General features: G+C 70.8%; 16 protein-coding genes. 9 read left to right on the forward strand and 7 right to left on the reverse strand.

What is annotated here, in order from left to right; genetic code table 11:
- Window positions 1–164: 164 nt before the first annotated feature.
- On the reverse strand, window positions 165–641 hold the full coding sequence (locus ACZ7MG_RS21740) for a MarR family winged helix-turn-helix transcriptional regulator (protein ID WP_471391315.1): 477 nt from the start codon (window positions 639–641) through the stop codon (window positions 165–167).
- 119 nt (window positions 642–760) lie between these two features.
- On the opposite strand from ACZ7MG_RS21740, the gene ACZ7MG_RS21745 reads away from it, so the two are divergent.
- The 3 genes from ACZ7MG_RS21745 to ACZ7MG_RS21755 all read left to right on the forward strand — a co-directional run bounded on the left by ACZ7MG_RS21745 (window position 761) and on the right by ACZ7MG_RS21755 (window position 4316).
- Window positions 761–1528, forward strand: a complete 768-nt coding sequence (locus ACZ7MG_RS21745) for an SDR family NAD(P)-dependent oxidoreductase (protein ID WP_471391312.1) — start codon at window positions 761–763, stop codon at window positions 1526–1528.
- Window positions 1529–1594: 66 nt separating this feature from the next.
- Window positions 1595–2638 carry a zinc-dependent alcohol dehydrogenase gene (locus tag ACZ7MG_RS21750; protein WP_471391310.1) on the forward strand — a complete coding sequence of 348 codons (1044 nt, stop codon included), beginning with the start codon at window positions 1595–1597 and terminating at the stop codon, window positions 2636–2638.
- A gap of 205 nt (window positions 2639–2843) precedes the next feature.
- Window positions 2844–4316 carry a DUF1996 domain-containing protein gene (locus tag ACZ7MG_RS21755; protein WP_471391308.1) on the forward strand — a complete coding sequence of 491 codons (1473 nt, stop codon included), beginning with the start codon at window positions 2844–2846 and terminating at the stop codon, window positions 4314–4316.
- A gap of 49 nt (window positions 4317–4365) precedes the next feature.
- Here the strand turns inward: ACZ7MG_RS21755 and ACZ7MG_RS21760 are convergent, their stop codons facing one another.
- Genes ACZ7MG_RS21760 through ACZ7MG_RS21775 form a run of 4 tightly spaced genes read right to left on the reverse strand, consistent with a single transcriptional unit; the run spans window position 4366 to window position 8428 of the window.
- Complete coding sequence (locus ACZ7MG_RS21760) at window positions 4366–5022, reverse strand: response regulator transcription factor (RefSeq protein ID WP_471391306.1); 657 nt, start codon at window positions 5020–5022, stop codon at window positions 4366–4368.
- A 52-nt stretch (window positions 5023–5074) separates the two neighbouring features.
- Window positions 5075–6250: a sensor histidine kinase gene (locus tag ACZ7MG_RS21765; protein ID WP_471391304.1), complete on the reverse strand. Its 1176-nt coding sequence runs from the start codon at window positions 6248–6250 to the stop codon at window positions 5075–5077.
- Between the two features lie 31 nt (window positions 6251–6281).
- Window positions 6282–7742: a sensor histidine kinase gene (locus ACZ7MG_RS21770; RefSeq protein WP_471391301.1), complete on the reverse strand. Its 1461-nt coding sequence runs from the start codon at window positions 7740–7742 to the stop codon at window positions 6282–6284.
- On the reverse strand, window positions 7739–8428 hold the full coding sequence (locus ACZ7MG_RS21775) for a response regulator transcription factor (RefSeq protein ID WP_471391299.1): 690 nt from the start codon (window positions 8426–8428) through the stop codon (window positions 7739–7741). Before ACZ7MG_RS21775 ends, ACZ7MG_RS21770 begins: the two co-directional genes overlap by 4 nt.
- Before the next feature lie 148 nt (window positions 8429–8576).
- Here ACZ7MG_RS21775 and ACZ7MG_RS21780 point away from each other — a divergent pair, with 148 nt between their 5' ends.
- From ACZ7MG_RS21780 to ACZ7MG_RS21805, 6 genes are all read left to right on the forward strand, one after another.
- On the forward strand, window positions 8577–9920 hold the full coding sequence (locus tag ACZ7MG_RS21780; RefSeq protein ID WP_471391296.1) for a ferredoxin reductase family protein: 1344 nt from the start codon (window positions 8577–8579) through the stop codon (window positions 9918–9920).
- Between the two features lie 27 nt (window positions 9921–9947).
- The gene (locus ACZ7MG_RS21785; protein ID WP_471391293.1) at window positions 9948–10664 is read left to right on the forward strand and encodes an FMN-binding protein; all 717 of its coding nucleotides are present in this window, start codon (window positions 9948–9950) and stop codon (window positions 10662–10664) included.
- A 4-nt stretch (window positions 10665–10668) separates the two neighbouring features.
- Window positions 10669–11391, forward strand: a complete 723-nt coding sequence (locus ACZ7MG_RS21790) for an FAD:protein FMN transferase (protein ID WP_471391290.1) — start codon at window positions 10669–10671, stop codon at window positions 11389–11391.
- A 359-nt stretch (window positions 11392–11750) separates the two neighbouring features.
- On the forward strand, window positions 11751–12710 hold the full coding sequence (locus ACZ7MG_RS21795; RefSeq protein ID WP_471391288.1) for a GNAT family N-acetyltransferase: 960 nt from the start codon (window positions 11751–11753) through the stop codon (window positions 12708–12710).
- 261 nt (window positions 12711–12971) lie between these two features.
- Window positions 12972–18167 carry a family 43 glycosylhydrolase gene (locus ACZ7MG_RS21800; RefSeq protein WP_471391285.1) on the forward strand — a complete coding sequence of 1732 codons (5196 nt, stop codon included), beginning with the start codon at window positions 12972–12974 and terminating at the stop codon, window positions 18165–18167.
- Between the two features lie 239 nt (window positions 18168–18406).
- Window positions 18407–19432, forward strand: coding sequence for an LLM class flavin-dependent oxidoreductase (locus ACZ7MG_RS21805; RefSeq protein ID WP_471391282.1), 1026 nt, complete (start codon window positions 18407–18409; stop codon window positions 19430–19432).
- On the opposite strand, the gene ACZ7MG_RS21810 is transcribed toward ACZ7MG_RS21805, so the two are convergent.
- Both ACZ7MG_RS21810 and ACZ7MG_RS21815 read right to left on the reverse strand, forming a co-directional pair.
- Entirely contained in the window at window positions 19425–20336 is a 912-nt protein-coding gene (locus ACZ7MG_RS21810) for a lysophospholipid acyltransferase family protein (RefSeq protein ID WP_471391279.1), read from the reverse strand. The two genes, ACZ7MG_RS21805 and ACZ7MG_RS21810, sit on opposite strands and share 8 nt — an antisense overlap.
- Window positions 20337–20340: 4 nt before the next feature.
- Window positions 20341–21111 carry a GNAT family N-acetyltransferase gene (locus ACZ7MG_RS21815; RefSeq protein WP_471391276.1) on the reverse strand — a complete coding sequence of 257 codons (771 nt, stop codon included), beginning with the start codon at window positions 21109–21111 and terminating at the stop codon, window positions 20341–20343.
- Window positions 21112–21218 lie beyond the last annotated feature (107 nt).

A 21218-nucleotide genomic window follows, 5' to 3' on the forward strand; every position in this document is an offset into this window, starting at 1 on the left:
TAGGGAGCCGTTCTCTGGGCCGCTGTATGCGACGGACTGCTACGCACCGGCACGGCCCCTCGCGTCCGTTTGCGGCCTCCCCGCCGTTCGGGGGCCGTCTCTGCAGGGTTCGGCGGTTCCTCGCCTGCACCTTGCCTCGCACGGTCACTTCGGGGCGCCTTTTGTCAGTCGGCTTGTGGGGGTGGGGCGGGGAAGGAGGCGAGCAGGCGGTGGAAGAGGGTGGCGAGTTGGGTGAGGTGGGCGGGGGGCCAGTCGGAGAGGGCGAGGGTCATGCCCAGGGCGCCGGCCTCGCGGATGCGGTCGATGGCGTGTTGGCCGGTGGGGGTGAGGCGGATGCGGCGGTCGCCGGGGTCGGGTACGCGGGCGAGGTGGCCGGACCTCTCCAACCGCTGTACCTGGCGGGTGACATGGGAGGCCTCGACGTCGAGGCGGTCCGCCAGCTCCCCGGGGCGCAGGGGTTCGGAGTCGGCGACCTGGCGCAGGAGGGCCACGGCGGCGCGGTCCAGGAGGACTCCGGCGAGGGCCATCAGCCGCTCGTGCTGGCGGGCTCTGGTGCTCAGATAGGTGATCTGCGTCAGCGCCCGTTCGATCTCGATCACTTCCGGGGAGGCGGGGACGGCCGCCGGCGGCGATGGGGACATGGACGTCACCTTACCCTTCTCATTGCTTGACTCAAGTAAGTCACATGTGCTTGCCTAACTCAAGCAATGCGACGGGGTCGGACGAGCGGCTCCGGAAACCGATGGAAGAGGGACACTTCATGAGCAGCATCGGTCTCGACGGCCGCAGCGTCGTCGTCACGGGCGCCGGGTCCGGCATCGGCCGGGCCGCGGCCCTGAAGTTCGCCGCGGCGGGCGCGAAGGTGCTCGTGGCCGATCTCAACAAGGAGGCCGCCGAGGAGACCGTCGAGGCGATCGGGGCGGCCGGTGGCACCGCGGTCGCGGTCGTCGGCGATCTCAGCGACCAGGCGGTGGTGGACCAGGTCGTCGCGCGTGCCGTGGAGGCCTTCGGCGGGCTGGACGTCCTGGTGAACAACGCCGGGATCATGGATCGGATGTCCGCCCTCGCCGATGTCGACGACAGCGAGTGGGAGCGGGTCATCCGGGTCAATCTGACCGCGCCGTTCCTGCTCACCCGGGCCGCCCTGCCGCACATGCTGAAGGCGGAGCGGGGCTCGATCGTCTTCACCGCCTCCGAGGCCGGGCTGCGGGGCAGCGCCGCCGGTGCCGCGTACACCGCGTCGAAGCACGGTGTGGTCGGCCTGGTGAAGAGCCTGTCGGTGATGTACCGCAAGCAGGGCATCCGGGCCAACGCGATAGCCCCCGGTCCCACGATGACCAACATCCAGGTCGACGCCGACCAGCAGGCCCATGGCCCGGCGGTCATCGGCGGGCTGATCGGCGCCACCATCGGGCGGCTCGGCACGGCCGAGGAGCAGGCCGACGCGATTCTGTTCCTCGCCTCGGACGCCGCCGCCTTCGTCAATGGTGTGGTGCTGCCGGTCGACGACGCCTGGGCCGCCGTCTGATTCCTCCTCCCGGCCCAGGGCTTCCGCCCTGCGCCGTCCCCGTTCCACCAGAAAGCGAGTCACCCCATGGCGACGATGAAGTCCGTCCGGACCGCCGGTGTCGGCAAGGTCGAGATCGTGGATGTCGAGCGTCCCGTGCCCGGCCCCAAGGACGTGCTCGTCCGCGTCCGCGCCTGCGGCATCTGCGGCACCGACGTCACCTTCCTCCACATGGGAGGCGTACCGTCCCGCGCCCATCTGGGCGGTGAGCTGATCCCGGTGGCGCTCGGGCACGAACCGGCCGGGGAGATCGTCGAGGTCGGCGCCGAGGTCGACCACCTCGCGGTCGGGGACCGGGTGGTGGTGAATCCGCAGGACGCGCCGACCGGGATCATCGGCTGCGGCGGCAGGTACGGCGGGATGAGCGAGTACCTGTTGATCGAGAACGCCGAGGCCGGCAAGAGCGTGGCCGTCTTTCCCGACAGCGTGCCCTTCGATGTCGCCTCGCTCAACGAGCCGATGGCCGTGGCCCGGCACTGCGTCAACCGCTCCGGGGCCGGGCCCGACGACAAGGTCGTGGTGTTCGGTGCCGGGCCCATCGGACTCGGCGCGGCGATCTGGCTGAAGCTGCGCGGGGTGAAGCACGTGGTCGTCGCCGACGTCATCCCGTCCCGGCTGGAGAAGGCACTGGCCGTGGGCGCGGACGCGGTGATCGACTCGGCGAACGAGGATGTCGCCGCGCGGCTCACCGAGTTGCACGGTCAAACCGCCAACGCGCTCGGCCAGCCCCGGCCCGGCACCGACATCTTCATCGACGCGGCCGGTGCGCCCGCCGTGTTCAACACCGTGGTGGGCTCCGCGAAGTGGGGCGCGAAGCTGGTCATGGTCGCCGTGCAGAAGAAGGGCTCGGAGATCGACCTCGGCGGCATGCTCCGCAGCGAGCTGACCCTGATCGCCTCGCAGGGCTACCCCACCGAGATCTTCGAGGTCACCCCCGAGATCGTCGAGCACCACGAGCGCTTCGCCCAGCTGATCAGCCACCGGGTGCCCGCCTCCGAGGTCGGCCGGGCCTTCGAGCTGGCGTTGACGCCGGGGGCGGCGGAGAAGGTCGTCGTGACGTTCGACGAGTAGGGCCGAGAGTGGGCCCAATCCTGGCCGGGGCGTCCCAACGACGGTCGCCCCGGCCAGGATTGGGAGGGTGCGCGAGCTTTGCTCATGGATGAATCTACGAATCTGAGAATTGGCTGAGCATTCGGTTTGCGGGCTACGTAGGTAAGGAGGCGCTTGACCCGTGCCGGTCGTCCCGCCGGCTCCGGAGTCGTCCTTGAGAGGCCTGATGAGACGCAACACGCGAAAGAGATCGAACACCGCCCGCCGACTGGTGGGCGCGGCAGCCGCGGTGGCCGTCGGCGCCGGTGGACTGGTAGCGGTCAACATCTACGCCTCGGCGGGTGAGACCGGTGCGTCGAAGGGCTCCGCCCAGAACCAGGTGCTCGCGGCCGGAACGTCCACCATCGACTGCCCCGACGTGGGGCAGAAGCTGACGTCGGTGCCGGCTCAGGCCAAGGCTCAGGTCGACAGGGAACTGGCCCTGCTCGACAAGCAGATCTCCGAGGCGTACCAGCGCCTGTCCACCTCGCAGCGGGCGATCCAGCAGGACCCCAACTTCGCGCAGAACGCGATCGTGGGCCCGCTGAAGGACAAGCGGAAGGCGACGATCGACCGGATCGCCACCGCCATCGGCCGGGTGGCGGCCAAGCCGCAGGGCCTCGACGCCCTCGCGGCCTGCACCCTGCGTGCCACCGGCAACCAGCCCGCGCCCGCGCAGAGCGGCGGCAACAACCAGGGCGGGAACAACCAGGGTGGCAACAACACGAACGCGGGTGTGGCCGGCAACGGTCCCGTCGCCGCCGACTTCGTGGACATCACCAAGGTGAAGCCCAATGTGCGCACGCCCGCCAGGTCGTCGAAGGCCTCGAAGGGCAGCTTCGTCACCAAGTGCGGTGTGAACGCCAACAAGCTGTACAACAGCGACAACGTCATCGTCGCGCCCGGTGTCACCAACGGCGCGCACCACATGCACGACTACGTCGGCAACCAGGACAACGACGCCTTCTCCAGCGACCAGGACCTCGCCAAGGCCGGGACCAGTTGCAGGAACAAGGGCGACCGGTCGTCGTACTTCTGGCCGGTGCTGCGTCTCCAGGACGGCACCAAGGAGTTCGACGCCGCGCAGCAGGGCGGCGGCGCCGAGGGCAACACGGGCCGGATCCTGACGGCCAAGCAGGCCACCCTGAACTTCGTGGGCAGCCCCCGCGGCAAGGTGGTGGCGATGCCCAGGCTGCTGCGCATCATCACCGGTGACGCCAAGGCGTTCGTCAACGGCCCCGCCAACGCCAACGCGTCCTGGAGCTGCACCGGCTTCGAGAACAAGGTGCAGCTGAAGGACAAGTACCCGCTCTGCCCGTCGGGCAGCGACGTGGTGCGCACCTTCAAGTTCCAGAGCTGCTGGGACGGCAAGAACATCGACAGCGCCAACCACCGCACCCACGTGGCGTTCGCCGACGCGAACGGCAACTGCGCGGCCGGCTTCAAGGCCATCCCGCAGCTGGTGCAGCGTCTGGTGTACGACGTGGACGCGCCCAGCGTGAAGGACAACGGCAAGACCCGTCCGTTCTACTCGCTCGACAGCTTCCCCGAGCAGCAGCACAAGCCGGTCACCGACCACGGCGACTTCATCAACGTCTTCGACCAGAAGCTGATGAACAAGGCGGTGCAGTGCATCAACACCGGACGTAAGTGCAGCTGAGTCCGGTCCGGCAGTAAGGGGTGGGGGCGCCGTCGTTCTGACGGCGCCCCTACTTGCTGGAGGGCTTGTTCTTCAGATACGCCAGCACGGCCAGCACCCTGCGGTGGCCGCTGTCGCTGGTCGGCAGGCCGAGCTTCAGGAAGACGTTGCCGATGTGCTTGCTGACGGCGCGTTCGGTGACGACGAGGGTCCGGGCGATGGTGGCGTTGTCGTGCCCCTCGGCCATCAGCGCCAGCACCTCGCGTTCGCGCGGGGTGAGCGAGTCGAGCGGTGAGTCCCTGCGGCGGGTCAGCAGTTCGGTCACCACCTCCGGGTCGAGGGCGGTGCCGCCGGCCGCGACCCGGTCGAGCGCGTCCAGGAACTCGTCCACCCGGCCGATCCGGTCCTTGAGCAGATAGCCGACCCCGCCCGCTCCCCCGCCGAGCAGTTCGGCGGCGTACGACTCCTCCACGTACTGCGAGAGGACCAGCACCGGCAGGCCGGGGATCTTCCGGCGGGCCTCCAGGGCGGCACGCAGGCCCTCGTCGCGGAAGCCGGGCGGCATCCGGACGTCCAGGACGGCGACGTCCGGGTGGTGTTCCAGCAGGGCGGGGAGGACCTCGGGGCCGCTGCCGGCGACGGCCGCCACCTCGTGTCCGGCCGAGGTCAGCAGCAGGACCAGGCCCTCCCGGAGCAGGGCGTTGTCCTCGGCGATCACCACACGCACGGCAGTCCCACCTCTGTCCCGGAGCGGCCGTCGGTTCCGTTCCGCTTGTCGCTCACCATACGCAGGGCAGCTCCACGTCGATCACCGTGGGACCCCCGACGGGGCTGGTCACCGCCATGCTCCCGTCGAGCGCGGCGACCCGCCGCCGCATCCCGAGCAGCCCGGACCCGCCCATCGCGGATGCCCCGGAGCCGGTCTCCGCGCCGCCCCGGCCGTCGTCGCGCACCGAGACCCGGATGCCCCTTGCCGTGCGGGCGAGGCGGACCTCGGCGTGGTCGCCGCCGCTGTGCCGGGCCGCGTTGGTGAGGGCCTCGGCGACCACGAAGTACGCGGCGGCCTCCACCGCGGCGGGCGGACGCGGGCCGTCGGCGTCCTCCAACCCGCGTACGTCGACGGTCACTTCGAGGCCGCTGCTCGCCGCCAGTGCCCGTACGGCTCCGGCGAGGCCGCGGTCGGTGAGGATCGGGGGGTGGATGCCGCGTACGACGTGGCGGAGTTCGGTGAGCGCGGCCTCGGCCTGGTCCTGGGCGTCGAGGAGCAGCTTGCGGGCGGCCTCCGGGTCGCGGTCGTACGCGCGTCGGGCGAGGCCGATCCGCATGGAGAGGGAGACCAGGCGGGCCTGGGCGCCGTCGTGCAGGTCGCGTTCGATACGGCGGAGCTCGGCGCCGTGGGCCGCGATCGCGTCGGCCCGGGTCGCCGTCAGCTCCTCCACCCGCTCGGCCAGGCGGGCGTTCGGGGACGGCTTGAGCAGGGTCTCGGACCAGCGGGCGTCGAGGTCGGCGAGGCGGCTGATCCAGGGGAGGACCACGGGGGCGCGGCGCGCCAGGCCGCACCACACGCCGTCGACGAGCAGGGCCGGCGGCCACAGGGGGACCGCGAGGAAGAAGAGCGCGCCGTAGACGTAGTACGCGAGCATCCAGCGGGCGTCGGTGTGGGTGCCGGGGTCGCGGACGGCGATCCGCAGGCGTTCGCGCAGGGTGCCCTCGATGGGCTGGTAGGCCTCGGGGACGGTCCGCCCGGTCCAGGCCGCCGTCCAGTGGCGTTTCGCCCCGGCGATGCGGCGGATCAGCGTCACGGTCTCGGGCAGCATCCAGGCGCCCACGACGGCGAGCGTGGCGATCGCGGTGATCAGCAGCACCGTGACGAAGAGGTACAGCCCGAAGGCCATCGCCGCCGCAACACCCAGATGCAGCGTGGCCCGCCCGGCCTGCCGCACCGCCTTGCCCATGCGCATCAGCCTAGGCGACCGGACGCCCCGGCTACGCCCGCCCCCCGTCCAGCGGCAGGCGGACCGTGAACGTCGTCGTGCCCGGCTCGCTGGTCAGGGTGATGGTGCCGCCGTGGGCGCGGACGAGGGAGCGGGCGACGGCGAGGCCGAGGCCGCTGCCGCCGCGGTCACGGCTGCGGGCCTTGTCGACGCGGTAGAAACGGTCGAAGACTCGTTCCTGGTCGTCGGCCGGGATACCGGGCCCGGAGTCGGTGATCCGTACGTCCACCGTGCCCGACTCGGCGCCACCCGCCTCGACCACGACCTCCAGGCACACCTCCGTGCCCGGCGGTGTGTGGACCGCCGCGTTGGTGAGGAGGTTGTCGAGGACCTGGCGGAGGCGGAGGGGGTCGAGGCGGAGGGGGATCGGCGCCGGGCCGGCGGTGATGGTGAGGGGATGGCCGGGGTGGCCCGCGCGGAACGCGTCCCCCGCCTGGTGGGCGAGCCGCACCAGGTCGGCGTCCTCCAGCCGCAGCGGGGTCTCCACATCGGCGGCGTCCAGGCGGGCGAGCATCAGCAGGTCGTCCAGCAGATACCCCATACGGGCGGCCTCGGCGCGCAGCCGGGCCAGATGCTTGTCGCGTTCCTCGGGGCTGTGCGCGGCGGCGTACTGGAAGAGGTCGGCGTACCCGCGTACCGACATCAGCGGCGTCCGCAGCTCGTGCGAGGCGTCGGCGACGAAGCGGCGCAGCCGCTGCTCGGCCTCGGTGCGGACGGCGAGCGCGTCGTCGATGTGCTCCAGCATCGTGTTGAAGGCGGTGCGCAGCTCCTCGACCTCGGGGCCGCCGTCCCGGTTGTCGTGGCGGACCGGCAGCCGCGCCGAGTCCGTCAGATCGTGCGAGGTGATACCGCGGGCGGTGTGCGCCATGTCGCTCAGGGGTTTGAGGCCGCGCCGCAGCATCGCCCGGCCGAAGACGACGAGCGCCATCAGGGCGAGGACGAAGGTGACGACCTGGACCGTGACCAGCTGGCCGACGGTGTCCTCGATGTCGTCCATGGGCGCGGCGCTGACCAGGATCACCCCGGGTTCGACCTCGCAGGCCCGCAGCCGGTACTGGCCCTGCCCCTTGAGGTGCTCGGTGCGGGTGACCTCCGTGCCCTCGACGGTCAGCGCCTTGGCGACGAGGGTGAAGTCGTCGATGTCCTTGGGCAGGTCGCCGGGGTCCTCGGGCTTCTGGAGCACCGGGGTGCCGCCCGAGGTGTCGTACACCGCGTAGTACCAGCGGTAGTACTTCTTGCCCTTGAGCGTGCCGTAGTCCGCGATGCTCTTGGACTGGGCGATCTGCGCGATCTTCAGCTGTTCGTTGAGCTGCGCGGAGAGATAGTCGCGCATGTACATGGTCAGCGCGCTGCCGACGACGGCGAACACGACGAGCGCCAGGGCACCGAGGCCGAGGGCCAGCCGGGTGCCGAGGCGCATCGAGCGGTACGTCCGACGGAGCCGGGCGATCACTCGGTGGCCTGGCGCAGGACGTAGCCGAAGCCCCGGACGGTGTGGATCAGCGGTTCCCCGGTGTCGTCGAGCTTGCGGCGCAGTCGGCTGACGACCAGCTCGACGACGTTGGAGCGGCCGCCGAAGCCGTACTCCCAGACGTGGTCGAGGATCTGCGCCTTGGTGAGGACGGTCGGGGACTTGCGCATCAGGTAGCGCAGGACCTCGTACTCGGTGGGGGTGAGTGTGAGGAGTTTGTCGCCGCGGCGGACTTCCCGTGTGTCCTCGTCCATCGACAGGTCGGCGACCTGGAGCACGGACCGCTGGAAGGCGGGTCCGGCGCTGCGGCGCAGCACGGTGCGCAGCCGGGCCATCAGCTCCTCCACGGCGAACGGTTTGACCAGGTAGTCGTCGCCGCCCCGGGTGAGGCCGGCGACCCGGTCGGCGACGCCGTCCCGGGCGGTCAGGAACACCACGGGCACCATGGTGCCGGACTGCCGCAGCCGGTCGAGCACGCCGAAGCCGTCCACGCCCGGCAGCATCAGATCCAGGACCACGATGTCGGGATGGAACGCGGCCGCCTGCCGCAACGCCTCCTCGCCGGAGTGCGCGGTCACCGCGTCCCAGCCCTCGTAGCGGGCGACGGTCGCCACCAGGTCCGCGATCGGCGGGTCGTCGTCCACCACGAGCAGTCGCACTTTTTCCACACGCTCATACTGCGCTACCGATCGTGTCCTGCCATAGCCGCTCGCATCTTGGCAGCGGATCGATAAAAACTTGAAAGTTGTCCGACAGGAAAACGACAGCGGTCACCGGAGAAGCTCGTATCCCCCACTCGATCAAGGAGTTCTCCCCGTGACCACCGTCCAACAACGCCCCGCAGCGGCCAACCGCTCGGGAGCACGTCCCAAAGTGGTCGCCCGTACCGGTCTGTACCTGGTGCTGGCGGCGAACGTCGCCGCGGTGACCTTCTTCTTCGTCCAGGCGGGCTTCGCCTCCAACGCCCTCATCGTGCTGGGCCGTCTCACCGGCCTGTTCGGCGCGCTGCTCATGGCCTTCCAGCTGGTGCTGGTGGCCCGGCTGCCCTGGTTCGACCGCCGTATCGGCATGGACCGGCTGACCTCCTGGCACCGCTGGACCGGCTTCTCGGTGCTGTGGCTGCTGGTCGCGCACGGCGTCTTCATCACCTTCGGCTACGCCCAGTCCTCGGACCTCGACCCGGTCAGCCAGCTGGTCGACCTCGCCGAGACCGTCGAGGGTGTGCTCCGCTCGATCGTCGCGCTCGGCATCATCATGGTGATCGGTGTCGTCTCGGCCCGCTTCGCCCGCCGCAGGCTGGCCTACGAGACCTGGCACTTCATCCACCTGTACACCTACGTCGCCGTCGTGCTGGCCTTCACGCACCAGGTCACGGCGGGTACGTCCTTCGCCTCGTCGGAGGCAGCGACCGCGTACTGGTACGTGCTGTGGGGCGCGGCCCTGACCTCGGTGTTCCTGGGCCGGCTGGTGCTCCCGCTGTGGCGCAACTGGCGGCACCAGCTCCGCGTCACCGCCGTCGTCCCCGAGGCCGACAACGTCGTCTCGATCTACATGACCGGCCGTGACCTGGACCGGATGCCCGCCCAGGCCGGCCAGTTCTTCCTGTGGCGCTTCCTCACCCGGGACCGCTGGTGGCAGGCCAACCCGTTCTCGCTGTCGGCCGCGCCCGACGGCAGGCAGCTGCGGCTGACCGCGAAGGCGGCCGGCGAGGGCTCCGCCGCCCTGCGGCATGTGAAGGTCGGCACCCGGGTCTTCGCCGAGGGCCCCTACGGCGCCTTCACCGCGATGCACCGCACCCGGCCGGAGTCCGTGCTCATCGCGGGCGGCGTCGGTGTCACCCCGATCCGGGCCCTGCTGGAGGACATCCAGGGCCACGCCGTGGTCATCTACCGGGTGGCGAACAAGCAGGACGCGGTCCTCTACAACGAGCTGCAGCAGCTCGCCTTCGACAAGGGCGCCGAACTGCACCTGGTCTCCGGCCCCGTCAGCCCCGACCTGCTGGCGCCGCGCGAACTGCAGCGCATGGTGCCGGACATCACCGACCGGGACGTGTTCCTGTGCGGGCCGCCGCCGATGATGAACGCGGTCCTGGGCAGCCTGCGCGAGCTGGACGTGCCCAAGCCGCAGATCCACTTCGAACGCTTCAGCCTGGCCGGCTGACGGACACCGGGACACGAGGACAGCACAGTGAAACGAGCCATACCCGCCCTGGTCCTGAGCGCCGCCGCGCTGGTGCCCGTCTGGCGCTACGCGCCCTCGACCGACACGACGTCCACGACGACGACCGCCGAACCCGCCCCGTCGGCCTCCGCGTCCACGTCGTCGGGCTCCACCGTGGTCACGGGCCCGACGATCGACACCGAGAAGGGACCCGTCCAGGTCCAGGCGACCTTCCAGGGCGAGAAGATCACCGCCGTGAAGTTCCTGCAGCAGCCGGACCATCCGCAGACCGAGGCCGCGGTGCCGGTGCTGATCGAGGAGACCCTGACGGCACAGAGCGCCGACATCGACACCGTCTCCGGCGCCACCATCACCAGCGACGCCTATCGGGAGTCCCTCCAGGCCGCGATCGACGAGAACGGGAAGTCGGCGGCCTCGTCCGACGACTCCGGTTCGGCGTCCGACTCCTCCTCGGCGGAGAGCGCCGCACAGACGGTCGCGGGCTCGACGGTGGGCACCTCCAAGGGTGACGTCCAGGTCCAGGTGACGTTCGAGGGCGAGAAGATCACCGCCGTCGAGATGCTGAAGCAGCCGAACCACCCGCAGACCGAGGCGGCCGTCCCGGTGCTGATCAAGGAGACACTGGCGGCGCAGAGCGCCGACATCGACACCGTCTCCGGCGCCACCATCACCAGCGACGGCTACCGGGAGTCCCTCCAGGCCGCGATCGACGCGAAGGCCTGATCCGGTGCGCCGCGTCGAACACATCATGGGGTTCCCGATCTCGCTGCTGATCGAGGACGAGGGCGCCACGGCCGAGGCCGCGGAGCCGGCGTTCGCCTGGCTGCGCGAGGTCGACGCCCGGTTCAGCCCGTTCCGCGCCGACAGCGAGGTGTCCCGGCTGGACCGGGGCGAGCTGGCCCCGGACGAGGTCAGCCCGGACCTGGCCGAGGTGCTGGCCCTGTGCGAGGAGTACCGGGTGGCCACGGGCGGCGCGTTCGACGTACGGCTGCCGGGGCGCGGGCTCGACCCCTGCGCCATGGTGAAGGGGTGGGCCGTGCAGCGGGCGGCCGAGCTGCTGACGGACGGGGGCGCGCGGCGGCTCTGCCTCAACGCCGGTGGTGACGTGGCGGCCACCGGGGGTCCGTGGCGGGTGGGCGTACGCCATCCCGAGCGGGCCGACCGCCTCTGCGTGGTCCTGTCGGTCACGGACGGCGCGGTGGCGACGTCCGCGCGCTACGAGCGCGGCGACCACATCCTCGACGGCCGCACCGGCCGCCCGGCGACGGGCCTGCTCAGCCTCACGGTGGTGGCCCCGACCCTCACAGAGGCCGACGCGACAGCCACGGCGGCGTTCGCGATGGGCGCGGAGGGTGTGGAGTGGGCGGCGTCGCGAGAGGGCTGCGAGGTCTTCGCGGTGGACGCGGAGCAGCGGGTCTTCCGGACCCCGGGGTTGCCGGTGGCGGCGTGACAGCTCGGGGCGCGTGGTGGGTCGTGGGCGCGTGACAGCTCGGGGGTGCGTGGTGGGTCGAGGGCGCGTGACAGCTCGGGGATGCGGGTTGTTCGGCGGCCGCGGGTAGTACGTGGCTGATCGCGCAGTTCCCCGCGCCCCTAGAGGGGTGGACCCGGCTGCCACAGTCCCGCCTCCCCCTGCGGGCAATCGTGCCGCTGGGGCGGCACGGGTGGGCGCAGGGGGCACCTCGTAACCGCCGAGCGGCGGAACCCACCCCGCCCAGCCCCGGCGGAGGGCACCCCTCGAACCCCGGCCCACCCCACCCCGGCCCAAAAACCCCGTTGCGCCTCCCACCCCACCCCCCGGACAGTGGGCCCATGACAACGACGTCCACCCCCCTCCCACCCGGCCTGACCGTACGCCCGGCCACCCTCGCCGACGCGGAGACGGTGTGCGCGCTGCTCAACGAGATCGACGTGCTGGAGGTCGGCCGGGCCGAGACCGAACTGGCCGAGGTGCAGGCCGACCTGAAGCACCCCGAGGCGGACCTGGAGCGCGACTCCTGGCTGCTGTTCGACGGGGACCACCTCGTGGCGTACGGATTGCTGTGGGACGAGTCCGGCGGCGAGCGCGTCGACATGGACCACTACGCGCTGCCGGACCACCCCCTGGGCGCCCTGCACCTGTTCGACCTGATGGAGGTCCGCGCGGCGGAGCGCGCCGCGGCCAACGGCGCGGACCGCGCCGTCGTCCACCTGCACCTCAACATCGCGCCGACCATGGACCTGGACGCCCTGCGCGGACGCGGCTGGCGCACGGTCCGCCGCTACAACGTGCTGGCCCGCCCCCTCTCCCCCACCGAGCCGCCGCCGACGCCCCCGCCCGGCGTCACCCTGCGCGCCTGCACCGGCGGCGAACCGGACCGCCGGAAGGCCCACGCCCTGCTGCAGACGAGCTTCGCCGACCACTTCGACTTCCAGCCGCGGACGTACGAGCAGTGGCTGAACGACATCGACGCCGAGAACGTCGACTGGTCGCTGGTCTGGATCGCACACGTCGACGGCCTCGGAGATGTGGCGGCGCTGCGGTCCCGCAACGACCGTTCCGCGATGGCCTGGATCTCCAGCATCGGTGTGCTGCGCGAGGCCCGGGGCCGTGGCCTCGGCAGTCTGCTGCTCCGCCACGCCTTCGGCCACTTCGCGGCGCTCGGCCGCGACCGTATCGGCCTCGGTGTGGACACCGACAACAGCACCGGGGCCCTCGCGCTCTACGAACGGCACGGCATGAAGCTGGACTTCGCGGTCGACACCTGGGAACTGGTACGGCCCGTGAAGTAGCCACCGCACCGAAACCCCCGTTTCCCTGAGGGAACGGGGGTTTCGTGCGTTTCCGCCCGTTCGACCCATCGGACATTGTTCGAAACCTCTTGACGCCCCGCCACACCCCGATTGACACTCTCGCAACACGACGTCACAAGGCCGAAACAACGGGACGCCCAGGGCGAGGGTTCCCGCCCCTTTCCGCCCTCCTTCCCCATGCCATCCCCCTTGCCTTCGCCACCCCTTTCATCAGCCGTGCTCTCAGCAGGGATACTCGACATGACGTACAGAGAACGTCTGCGCGGCCGCGCGAGACGCTGGGCGGGTCCGCTCGCCGGACTGACCGCCGCGTCACTTCTCCTCGGCCTCGCCGGGCCCTCCGCCCCGGCCGCCGCGGACACCGCCGACCTCACCGATGGCCTGGCCCTCTGGTACAAGCTGGACGCCACCTCCGGCACCACGGCCACCGACGCCTCCGGCAACGGCCGGGACGGCACGGTCAACGGCACCGCCGGCTGGACGGGCGACGGCCAGGGCCTGTCTTTCAACGGTTCGGACACCTACATCAAGGTCCCGAACGACGTCATGAAGGGCATGGACTCGATCAGCGTCTCCATGGACGTGCTGATGGACGAGTCGCAGGTGGGCCCGTACTTCATCTACGGCTTCGGCAACACCACCAGCGGCGCGGGCAACGGCTACCTCTTCGCCACCGGCAACTCGCTGCGCACCTCCATCGCGTCCGGCAACTGGTCGACCGAGCAGAACACCCGGCCCTCCGACTCGCACAACCTGACCCGGTCGGTGTGGAAGCAGCTCACCTACACCCAGACCGGCACCACGGGCGTGCTCTACGAGGACGGTGCGGAGGTCGGCCGCAACACCTCGGTCAGCATCACCCCGGGGTCGATCGGCTCGGGCACGACCACCGCCAACTACATCGGCAAGTCGGTCTACACCAGCGACAAGCTGTTCAAGGGCAAGATCCGTGACTTCCGGGTCTACGACCGGGCGCTGGCCGGCTCCGAGGTCGAGCAGCTCTCGCTCCCCATCGCCGAGGAGGGCCTCGCCGCCGACAAGGCCGCGCTCACCCTGGGCGACACCAGCGCGGTGACCGCCGATCTGGATCTGCCGAAGACCGGTACGGCCGGCGGCTCGACCATCAGCTGGGCGAGCGACAACACGGACGTCGTCTCGAACTCCGGCGCGGTGACCCGCCCCGCCGCCGGTGAGCCGGACGGTCACGCCACGCTGACGGCGACCCTGAAGAAGGGCCCGGTCAGCGCCACCAAGACCTTCGAGGTCACGGTCCTGCCGACCTTCGACGACACCACCGCCGTCCAGCAGGCCGCCGAAGCGCTCGCCGTGCACAACGTCGACGACGCCCGGGGCAACCTGACGCTCCCGGCCACCGGCACCTTCGGCACCGAGGTCTCCTGGTCCTCCGCGAACCCGGACGTGGTCTCCGCCGAGGGCGTGGTGAAGCGTCCCGCGCACGGCGACGGCGCCACGACCGTCGAGCTGACCGCGACCGTCACCAAGGGCGACGCCAAGAAGACCCGCACCTTCACCGCGAAGGTTCCGGAACTGCCGAAGAAGGAAGCCCTCAAGGGCTATATGTTCAGCTACTTCACCGGCGAGGGCACCTCGGACGGCGAGCAGCTGTACGCCGCGCTCAGCAAGGGCAACGACCCGCTGAAGTGGCGGGAGTTGAACGACGGCAAGCCCGTCCTGACCTCCACGCTCGGTGAGAAGGGTCTGCGCGACCCGTTCATCATCCGCTCCCCCGAGGGCGACAAGTTCTACCAGATCGCCACCGACCTGAGGATCTACGGCAACGGCGACTGGGACGCCTCCCAGCGCACCGGCAGCAAGTCGATCATGGTCTGGGAGTCCACCGACCTGGTGAACTGGACCAACCAGCGCCTGGTGAAGGTCTCCCCCGACTCGGCCGGCAACACCTGGGCCCCCGAGGCGTACTACGACGAGAAGCTCGGCGAGTACGTGGTCTTCTGGGCGTCGAAGCTGTACGACAACGAGGCCCACTCCGGCGACACGTACAACCGCATGATGTACGCGACGACCCGTGACTTCTACACCTTCAGCGAGCCCAAGGTCTGGGTCGACCGCGGCTACTCGGTCATCGACTCCACGGTCATCCAGCACGACGGCGAGTACTTCCGCCTCTCCAAGGACGAGCGGAACAACACCTCCTCCACCCCCAACAGCAAGTTCATCTTCGAGGAGAAGAGCGACACGCTCCGCGACCTCTCCTGGACCGCCGTCGCCGAGGGCATCGGCAAGGGCGCGATGAACGCGGCCGAGGGCCCGCTGGTGTTCAAGTCGAACACCGAGGAGAAGTGGTACGCGTTCCTCGACGAGTTCGGCGGTCGCGGCTACATCCCCTTCGAGACGACCGACCTCGACTCCGGTGTCTGGACCCCGTCCACCGGCTACGACCTGCCGTCCAAGCCACGGCACGGCACAGTGCTCCCGGTCACCCAGGCCGAGTACGACCGGCTGCTGAAGACGTACCAGCCGGACGAGATCATCACGAGCGTCGAGGACGTCAAGGTCGAGACGCGCGTCGGTGACGCCCCGGTCCTGCCGGCCACCGTCATCGCCGAGACCGGCGCCGGGGTGAAGCGGCCCATCGCCGTCACCTGGGAGAACGTGGACGCGTCGCAGTACGCGCAGGCCGGCACCTTCACCGTGAAGGGCGACATCGCGGGCGACTCCGCGATCGCGGTCACCGCCGAGGTCACGGTCTCCGCCGACGGCCCGGACGTCCCGGCCGATCTGCTCCTGCACTACGACTTCGACGAGACCGGCGGCAGCATCGCCCGCGACTCCAGCGGCCACGGCTACCACGGCACCTACGTCCGTACGCCCGACTTCGGGACCGGCGTCGAGGGCGGCTCGTTCAAGATGTCCGGCGGCAACAGCGGCTCCAGCTCGCCGTACGTCAAGATCCCCAACGGCGTGCTGAAGGACACCACCAGCGTCACCGTCGCCACGTACGTCAAGTGGAAGGGCGGCGACAACTTCCAGTGGCTGTTCGGCCTCGGCCCGGACAGCAACAAGTACCTGTTCGCCTCCCCGTCCAACGGCGGCGGCAAGCTGTTCTCCGCGATCACCAAGGCCACCTGGTCCGGTGAGAAGCAGATGATCGGCGGCTCCAAGCTCACCGCCGGCGAGTGGAAGCACGTCACCGTCACGCTGAACGGCGCGACCGAGACGGCGATCCTCTACGTCGACGGCGCCGAGACGGCCCGTGTCAGCGGGGTCACCATCAAGCCGTCCGAGCTGTACGACTCGGCGAAGGACTACTCCGGCTACATCGGCAAGTCCCTCTACTCCCCCGACCCGTACTTCGGCGGCGAGGTCGACGACTTCCGGATCTACAACCGGGCCCTGACGCCCGCCGAGGTCCTGGAGCTGGGCGGCAACACCACCGGGATCGCCGCGGCGACCCACCCGGCGCTGAAGACCGACGCGATCATCACCGACAAGGACAGCAAGATCGTCCTGCCGCTCACCCCGGGCAGTGATGTCAAGGCCCTGGCGCCCGAGTTCACGCTCGCCCACGGCGCGACCATCAGCCCCGCCTCCGGCACCCTGCGCGACTTCACCAAGCCGGTGACGTACGAGGTGACCGGCTCCGACGGCAAGAAGCGCACCTGGACGGTGTCGGCCGTGGAGATGAAGAGCCCGGTGCTGCCGGGCCTGAACGCGGACCCGAACATCGTCCGCTTCGGTGACACCTTCTACATCTACCCGACCACCGACGGCTTCGAGGGCTGGAGCGGTACGCAGTTCAAGGCGTACTCCTCCAAGGACCTGGTCAACTGGAAGGACCACGGCGTCATCCTGGACCTCGGTCCGGACGTCTCCTGGGCGGACAGCAGGGCCTGGGCGCCGGCGATGGAGGAGAAGAACGGCAAGTACTACTTCTACTTCTGCGCCGACGCGAACATCGGTGTCGCGGTCTCCGACTCGCCCACCGGCCCGTTCAAGGACGCGCTCGGCAAGCCGCTGCTGAAGGCCGGTGCCTACACGGGCCAGATGATCGACCCGGCGACCTTCACCGACGACGACGGCCAGACCTACCTCTACTGGGGCAACGGCCGCGCCTACGTGGTCCCGCTCAACGACGACATGGTCTCCTTCGACGCCTCGAAGGTCACCAACATGACGCCGAGCAACTACAACGAGGGCACCTTCGTCATCAAGCGCAAGGGCACCTACTACTTCATGTGGTCGGAGAACGACACACGTGACGAGAACTACCAGGTCGCCTACGCCACCGGCCCCTCGCCCACCGGTCCCTGGACCAAGCAGGGCCTGATCCTGGAGAAGGACCTCTCGCTCGGCATCAAGGGCCCCGGCCACCACTCGGTGGTCCACGTCCCGAACACCGACGACTGGTACATCGTCTACCACCGCTTCGCCATCCCCGGCGGAGACGGCATGCACCGCGAAACCACCATCGACAAGCTGGAGTTCGACGCCGACGGCCTGATGAAGAAGGTCGTCCCCACCCTGGAGAGCATCGACCCGGTCACCATCGCCCGGGCCGGCGCGGACGCCTCCGGCAAGGAAGGCGCCAAGATCCAGCTGAACGGCACGGTCTCCGGCGCGGGCACCGCCCAGTGGACGATGGGCAATGACGTGCCCTGCGTCCTCGCCGACGCCAAGTCCGCGAAGACCACGGTCACCTGCGCCGACAACGGCACCTACACGCTCACCCTGACCGGTGGCCGCAGCAGCGACACGGCGACCGTCACCGTCACCAACGCGGCACCGGAGATCACCTCGGTGAGCAGCCCGAAGACCACGCCGACGGGCAAGGACGCCAGGATCAGGGTCGAGTTCACCGACCCGGGCACCCGCGACCAGCACACCTGCGTCGTCGACTGGAAGGACGGCGGCAAGCCGACGGCCGGCAAGGTCACCGCCGGCAGCTGCAAGGCCGAGCACAGCTACCGCAAAGCCGGCATCTTCGCCCCGGTGATCACCGTCACCGACGACGACGGCGCCTCGGTCGGCACCACGGTCGCCGAGCTGGTCGTCTACGACCGGAGCGCCGGGTCCGCGACCGGTGACGGCAGCTTCACCTCACCCGCCGGGGCGTTCCCGGCCCATCCGAAGCTGACGGGCAAGGCGGAGTTCTCCTTCACCGCCAAGTACGGCAAGAACGACAGCACGCCGTCCGGGAAGGCCTCGCTCGACTTCGCCGGGGCCAAGCTGAAGTTCCGCTCCACCAGCTCCTCCTGGCTCGTGGTCACCGGTTCCAAGGCCGTCTACCAGGGCTTCGGCACGGTCAACGGCAAGGGCGGCTACCTCTTCCGGGTCACCGCCACCGACGACCCGGACACGTTCAGGATCAAGATCTGGCAGAAGTCCACGGACGCGGTTGTCTACGACAACACCACGGCCGCGAAGACGAAGGGGATCACCATCGGCCGCAAGTAACCCCCGACCCACCTGAGACCGAGCCGCGCCCGGACCCTTCCGGGCGCGGCTCGGTCTTTTCGGGGTGCGTGGTCATCCGCGGGCCCGGTGGGGCTTCTCGCGCAGTTCCCCGCGCCCCTTAACGGCATGGGTCGCGCCCGGCGCTTTAAAGGGGCGCGGGGAACTGCGCGACCAGCCCCCACCCACCCACAGCCCGCGACGCACGGGAATCCCCCCACCCCCAGAACGTTGAACCCCATATGACCCCGGCCCTCTCCGACACCCGCTTCTCCGTCCTCGACCGCTCCCGCACCCGCGAGACCCACCCCACCCCCGAGGCCCTACGCGACACCGTGCACCTCGCACAACACACCGAACGCCTCGGCTACCACCGCTTCTGGGTCGCGGAGCACCACGGCGTCCCCGGAGTGGCCGGCTCCGCCCCCACCGTCCTGGCGGCGGCCATCGCCGCGTCCACCCACCGCATCCGCGTCGGCACCGGCGGCGTCATGCTCCCCAACCACCGCCCCCTGATCGTCGCGGAGCAGTTCGGCGTCCTGGAGTCCCTGTTCCCGGGCCGCATCGACATGGGCCTCGGCCGCTCCGTCGGCTTCACGGACGGCGTCCGCCGCGCCCTGGGCCGGGACAAGGACGACGCCGAGGATTTCGCGGGCCAGCTCGACGAGCTGCTCGGCTGGTTCGCCGGGACCTCCCCGACCGGGGTGCGTGCCCGCCCGTCGGAGGGCCTGGCCGTACCCCCGTTCGTGCTGGCGATGGGCGAGGGCGCCGACATCGCCGCGCGGGCGGGCCTGCCGATGGTGATCGGCGACCTCCGCGACCGGGAGAAGATGCGGCGCGGCATCGACCGCTACCGCGCCGGATTCCGCCCGTCCGCCTGGGCGCGGGAACCGTACGTCGTCGTCTCCGGCACGGTCGCCGTGGCCCGCACCCCGGAGGAAGCACACCGCATCCTCCTGCCCGAGGCCTGGGCGATGGCCCACTCCCGCACCCACGGCACGTTCCCGCCGCTCGCCCCGGCGGACGAGATCGAGCGGCGCACCATGACGGCCAGGGAGCGCGGCTTCTACGAGTCCGGGCTGACCGGCCAGGTGTACGGCACCGAGGAGCAGGTCGCGCACGAACTGGAGTCGCTGATCAAAGACACGGGCGCCCAGGAAATCCTGGTCACGACCAGCACGTACGACCGCGAAGCCCTCCTGGACTCCTACACGAGGCTGGCCCGGATCGCGGGCCTCGGCCGCCCCCCGGCCACCGGCCTCAGCTGATCCCCAGCCGTGGCCCGGAGCCGAGCTCCGCCGTCGGCGTGGGCCTGCGGCGGAATCCTCGTGCGGAACCGGGGCGTCCGCCCCGGCAGCCGTCGCCCGTGTCCGGCACGTGCTCGGCCGTCGCCGCCACGTCGATCACCGCCGTCTGCGCGGCCCCCGCGAGGGCCCGCCGGTCGAAGTGGGCGGCCGGGGCGAGGACGGGCCGTACGTCCACCTCGGCGACGACGCCGCGCGCGGACACCACCCGCCACACCGAGGTGAGCAGCGAGTCGTCGCCGACGTAGGCGGGCGCGGTGCTCGCCCCGCCCTCGGTGAACCGGTAGCGGACGCGCACCGGCTGCACGGGCACGTCCGCGTCCAGCGCCGCCTGGAACACGGCCCGCCGGAAGCGGCCCTGGGCGCGCCCGCACCAGGTGCTCCCCTCGGGGAAGGCGACGACGGCCGCGCCGCCGCGCAGGGCGTCGGCGATGCGCGCGACCGTCTCCGGCAGCGCGCGGATCCGGTCCCGTTCGATGAACAGCACCCCGCTGCGGGCGACGAGCGCACCCGCCACCGGCCAGGCCCGGATGTCCGACTTGGCGAGCATCCGCGCCGGACGCACCGCGCCGAGCAGCGGGATGTCCAGCCAGGAGACATGGTTGGCGACGAGCAGCAGTCCGCCGGTGGGCGGGGCGGCGCCCGTGATCCGAATCCGGACCCCCGAGGCCCGTACGGTCCACCGGCACCAGCGCCGCACCACTCCGGCCGGCAGCCGCAGCCCGACGACGCTCACCAGGACCCCGACGAGGACCAGCGCCACGACCGCCACGAACCGCACGCCGGCCCGGGGCAGGGCGGCGGCCGATCCGCTCGCCTCCACACACGCCCGCGGGCTGCAGGGCGCGCTGGGCAGCCATACGCTCATCGGGTCACGCCGCCGGGACGAGGGAGAGGAAGTGCCGCAGGTAGCGGGCGTTGACCCGGCGCATCGACAGCAGCACGTACATGTCGGCCACCCCGAAGTCCGGATCGTGCGCGGGCTCGCCGCAGACCCAGGCGCCCAGCCGCAGGTAGCCGCGCAGCAGCGGCGGAAGCTCGGTGTGGCCCTGCGGGGCCTCGGCCTTCGGGACCCAGGGCAGCAGCGGCCGTACCCGGTACTCCTCCGGCGCGAGGTTCCTGGTCCGCACCCGGTCCCAGGTGCCCGCCGCGAGCGCCCCGCCGTCGGCGAGCGGGATGGAGCAGCAGCCGGCCAGCCACTCGTGGCCGCCCTGGACCATGTAGCGGGCGATCCCGGCCCAGATCAGGCTGATCACGGCGCCGTCGCGGTGGTCGGGGTGGACGCAGGACCGGCCGACCTCCACCAGCGAGGGGCGGATCCCGTCGAGCCGGCCGAGGTCGAACTCGCCCTCCGAGTACAGCCGTCCGGCGACCGCGGCGCGCTCCGGCGGCAGCAGCCGGTAGGTGCCGACGACCTGTCCGGTGAGGGTGTCCCGGACGAGCAGGTGGTCGCAGTAGGCGTCGAAGGGGTCGACGTCCAGCCCCGGCTGCGGCGATGCCAGCAGTGCGCCCATCTCCCCGGCGAACACCTCGTGCCGCAACCGCTGCGCGGCACGGACGTCCTCCTCGCTGCGGGCCAGGGTGACGGTGTAGCGGGTGGGGGCGGCCGACTGGGGCGGGCTGTCGAGGGTGGAGGCGGTCATGGCATCTCCTGGTCACGGGCCGACTCGGCGGCATCAGGGGCGGACCTGGGGACGTGCGGTCCGCCGCCCCAGTTCTTCCTACGCCGACTGACACTGGCGTGACCGGT

This window comes from Streptomyces sp. NPDC107538 (genome assembly GCF_055657445.1).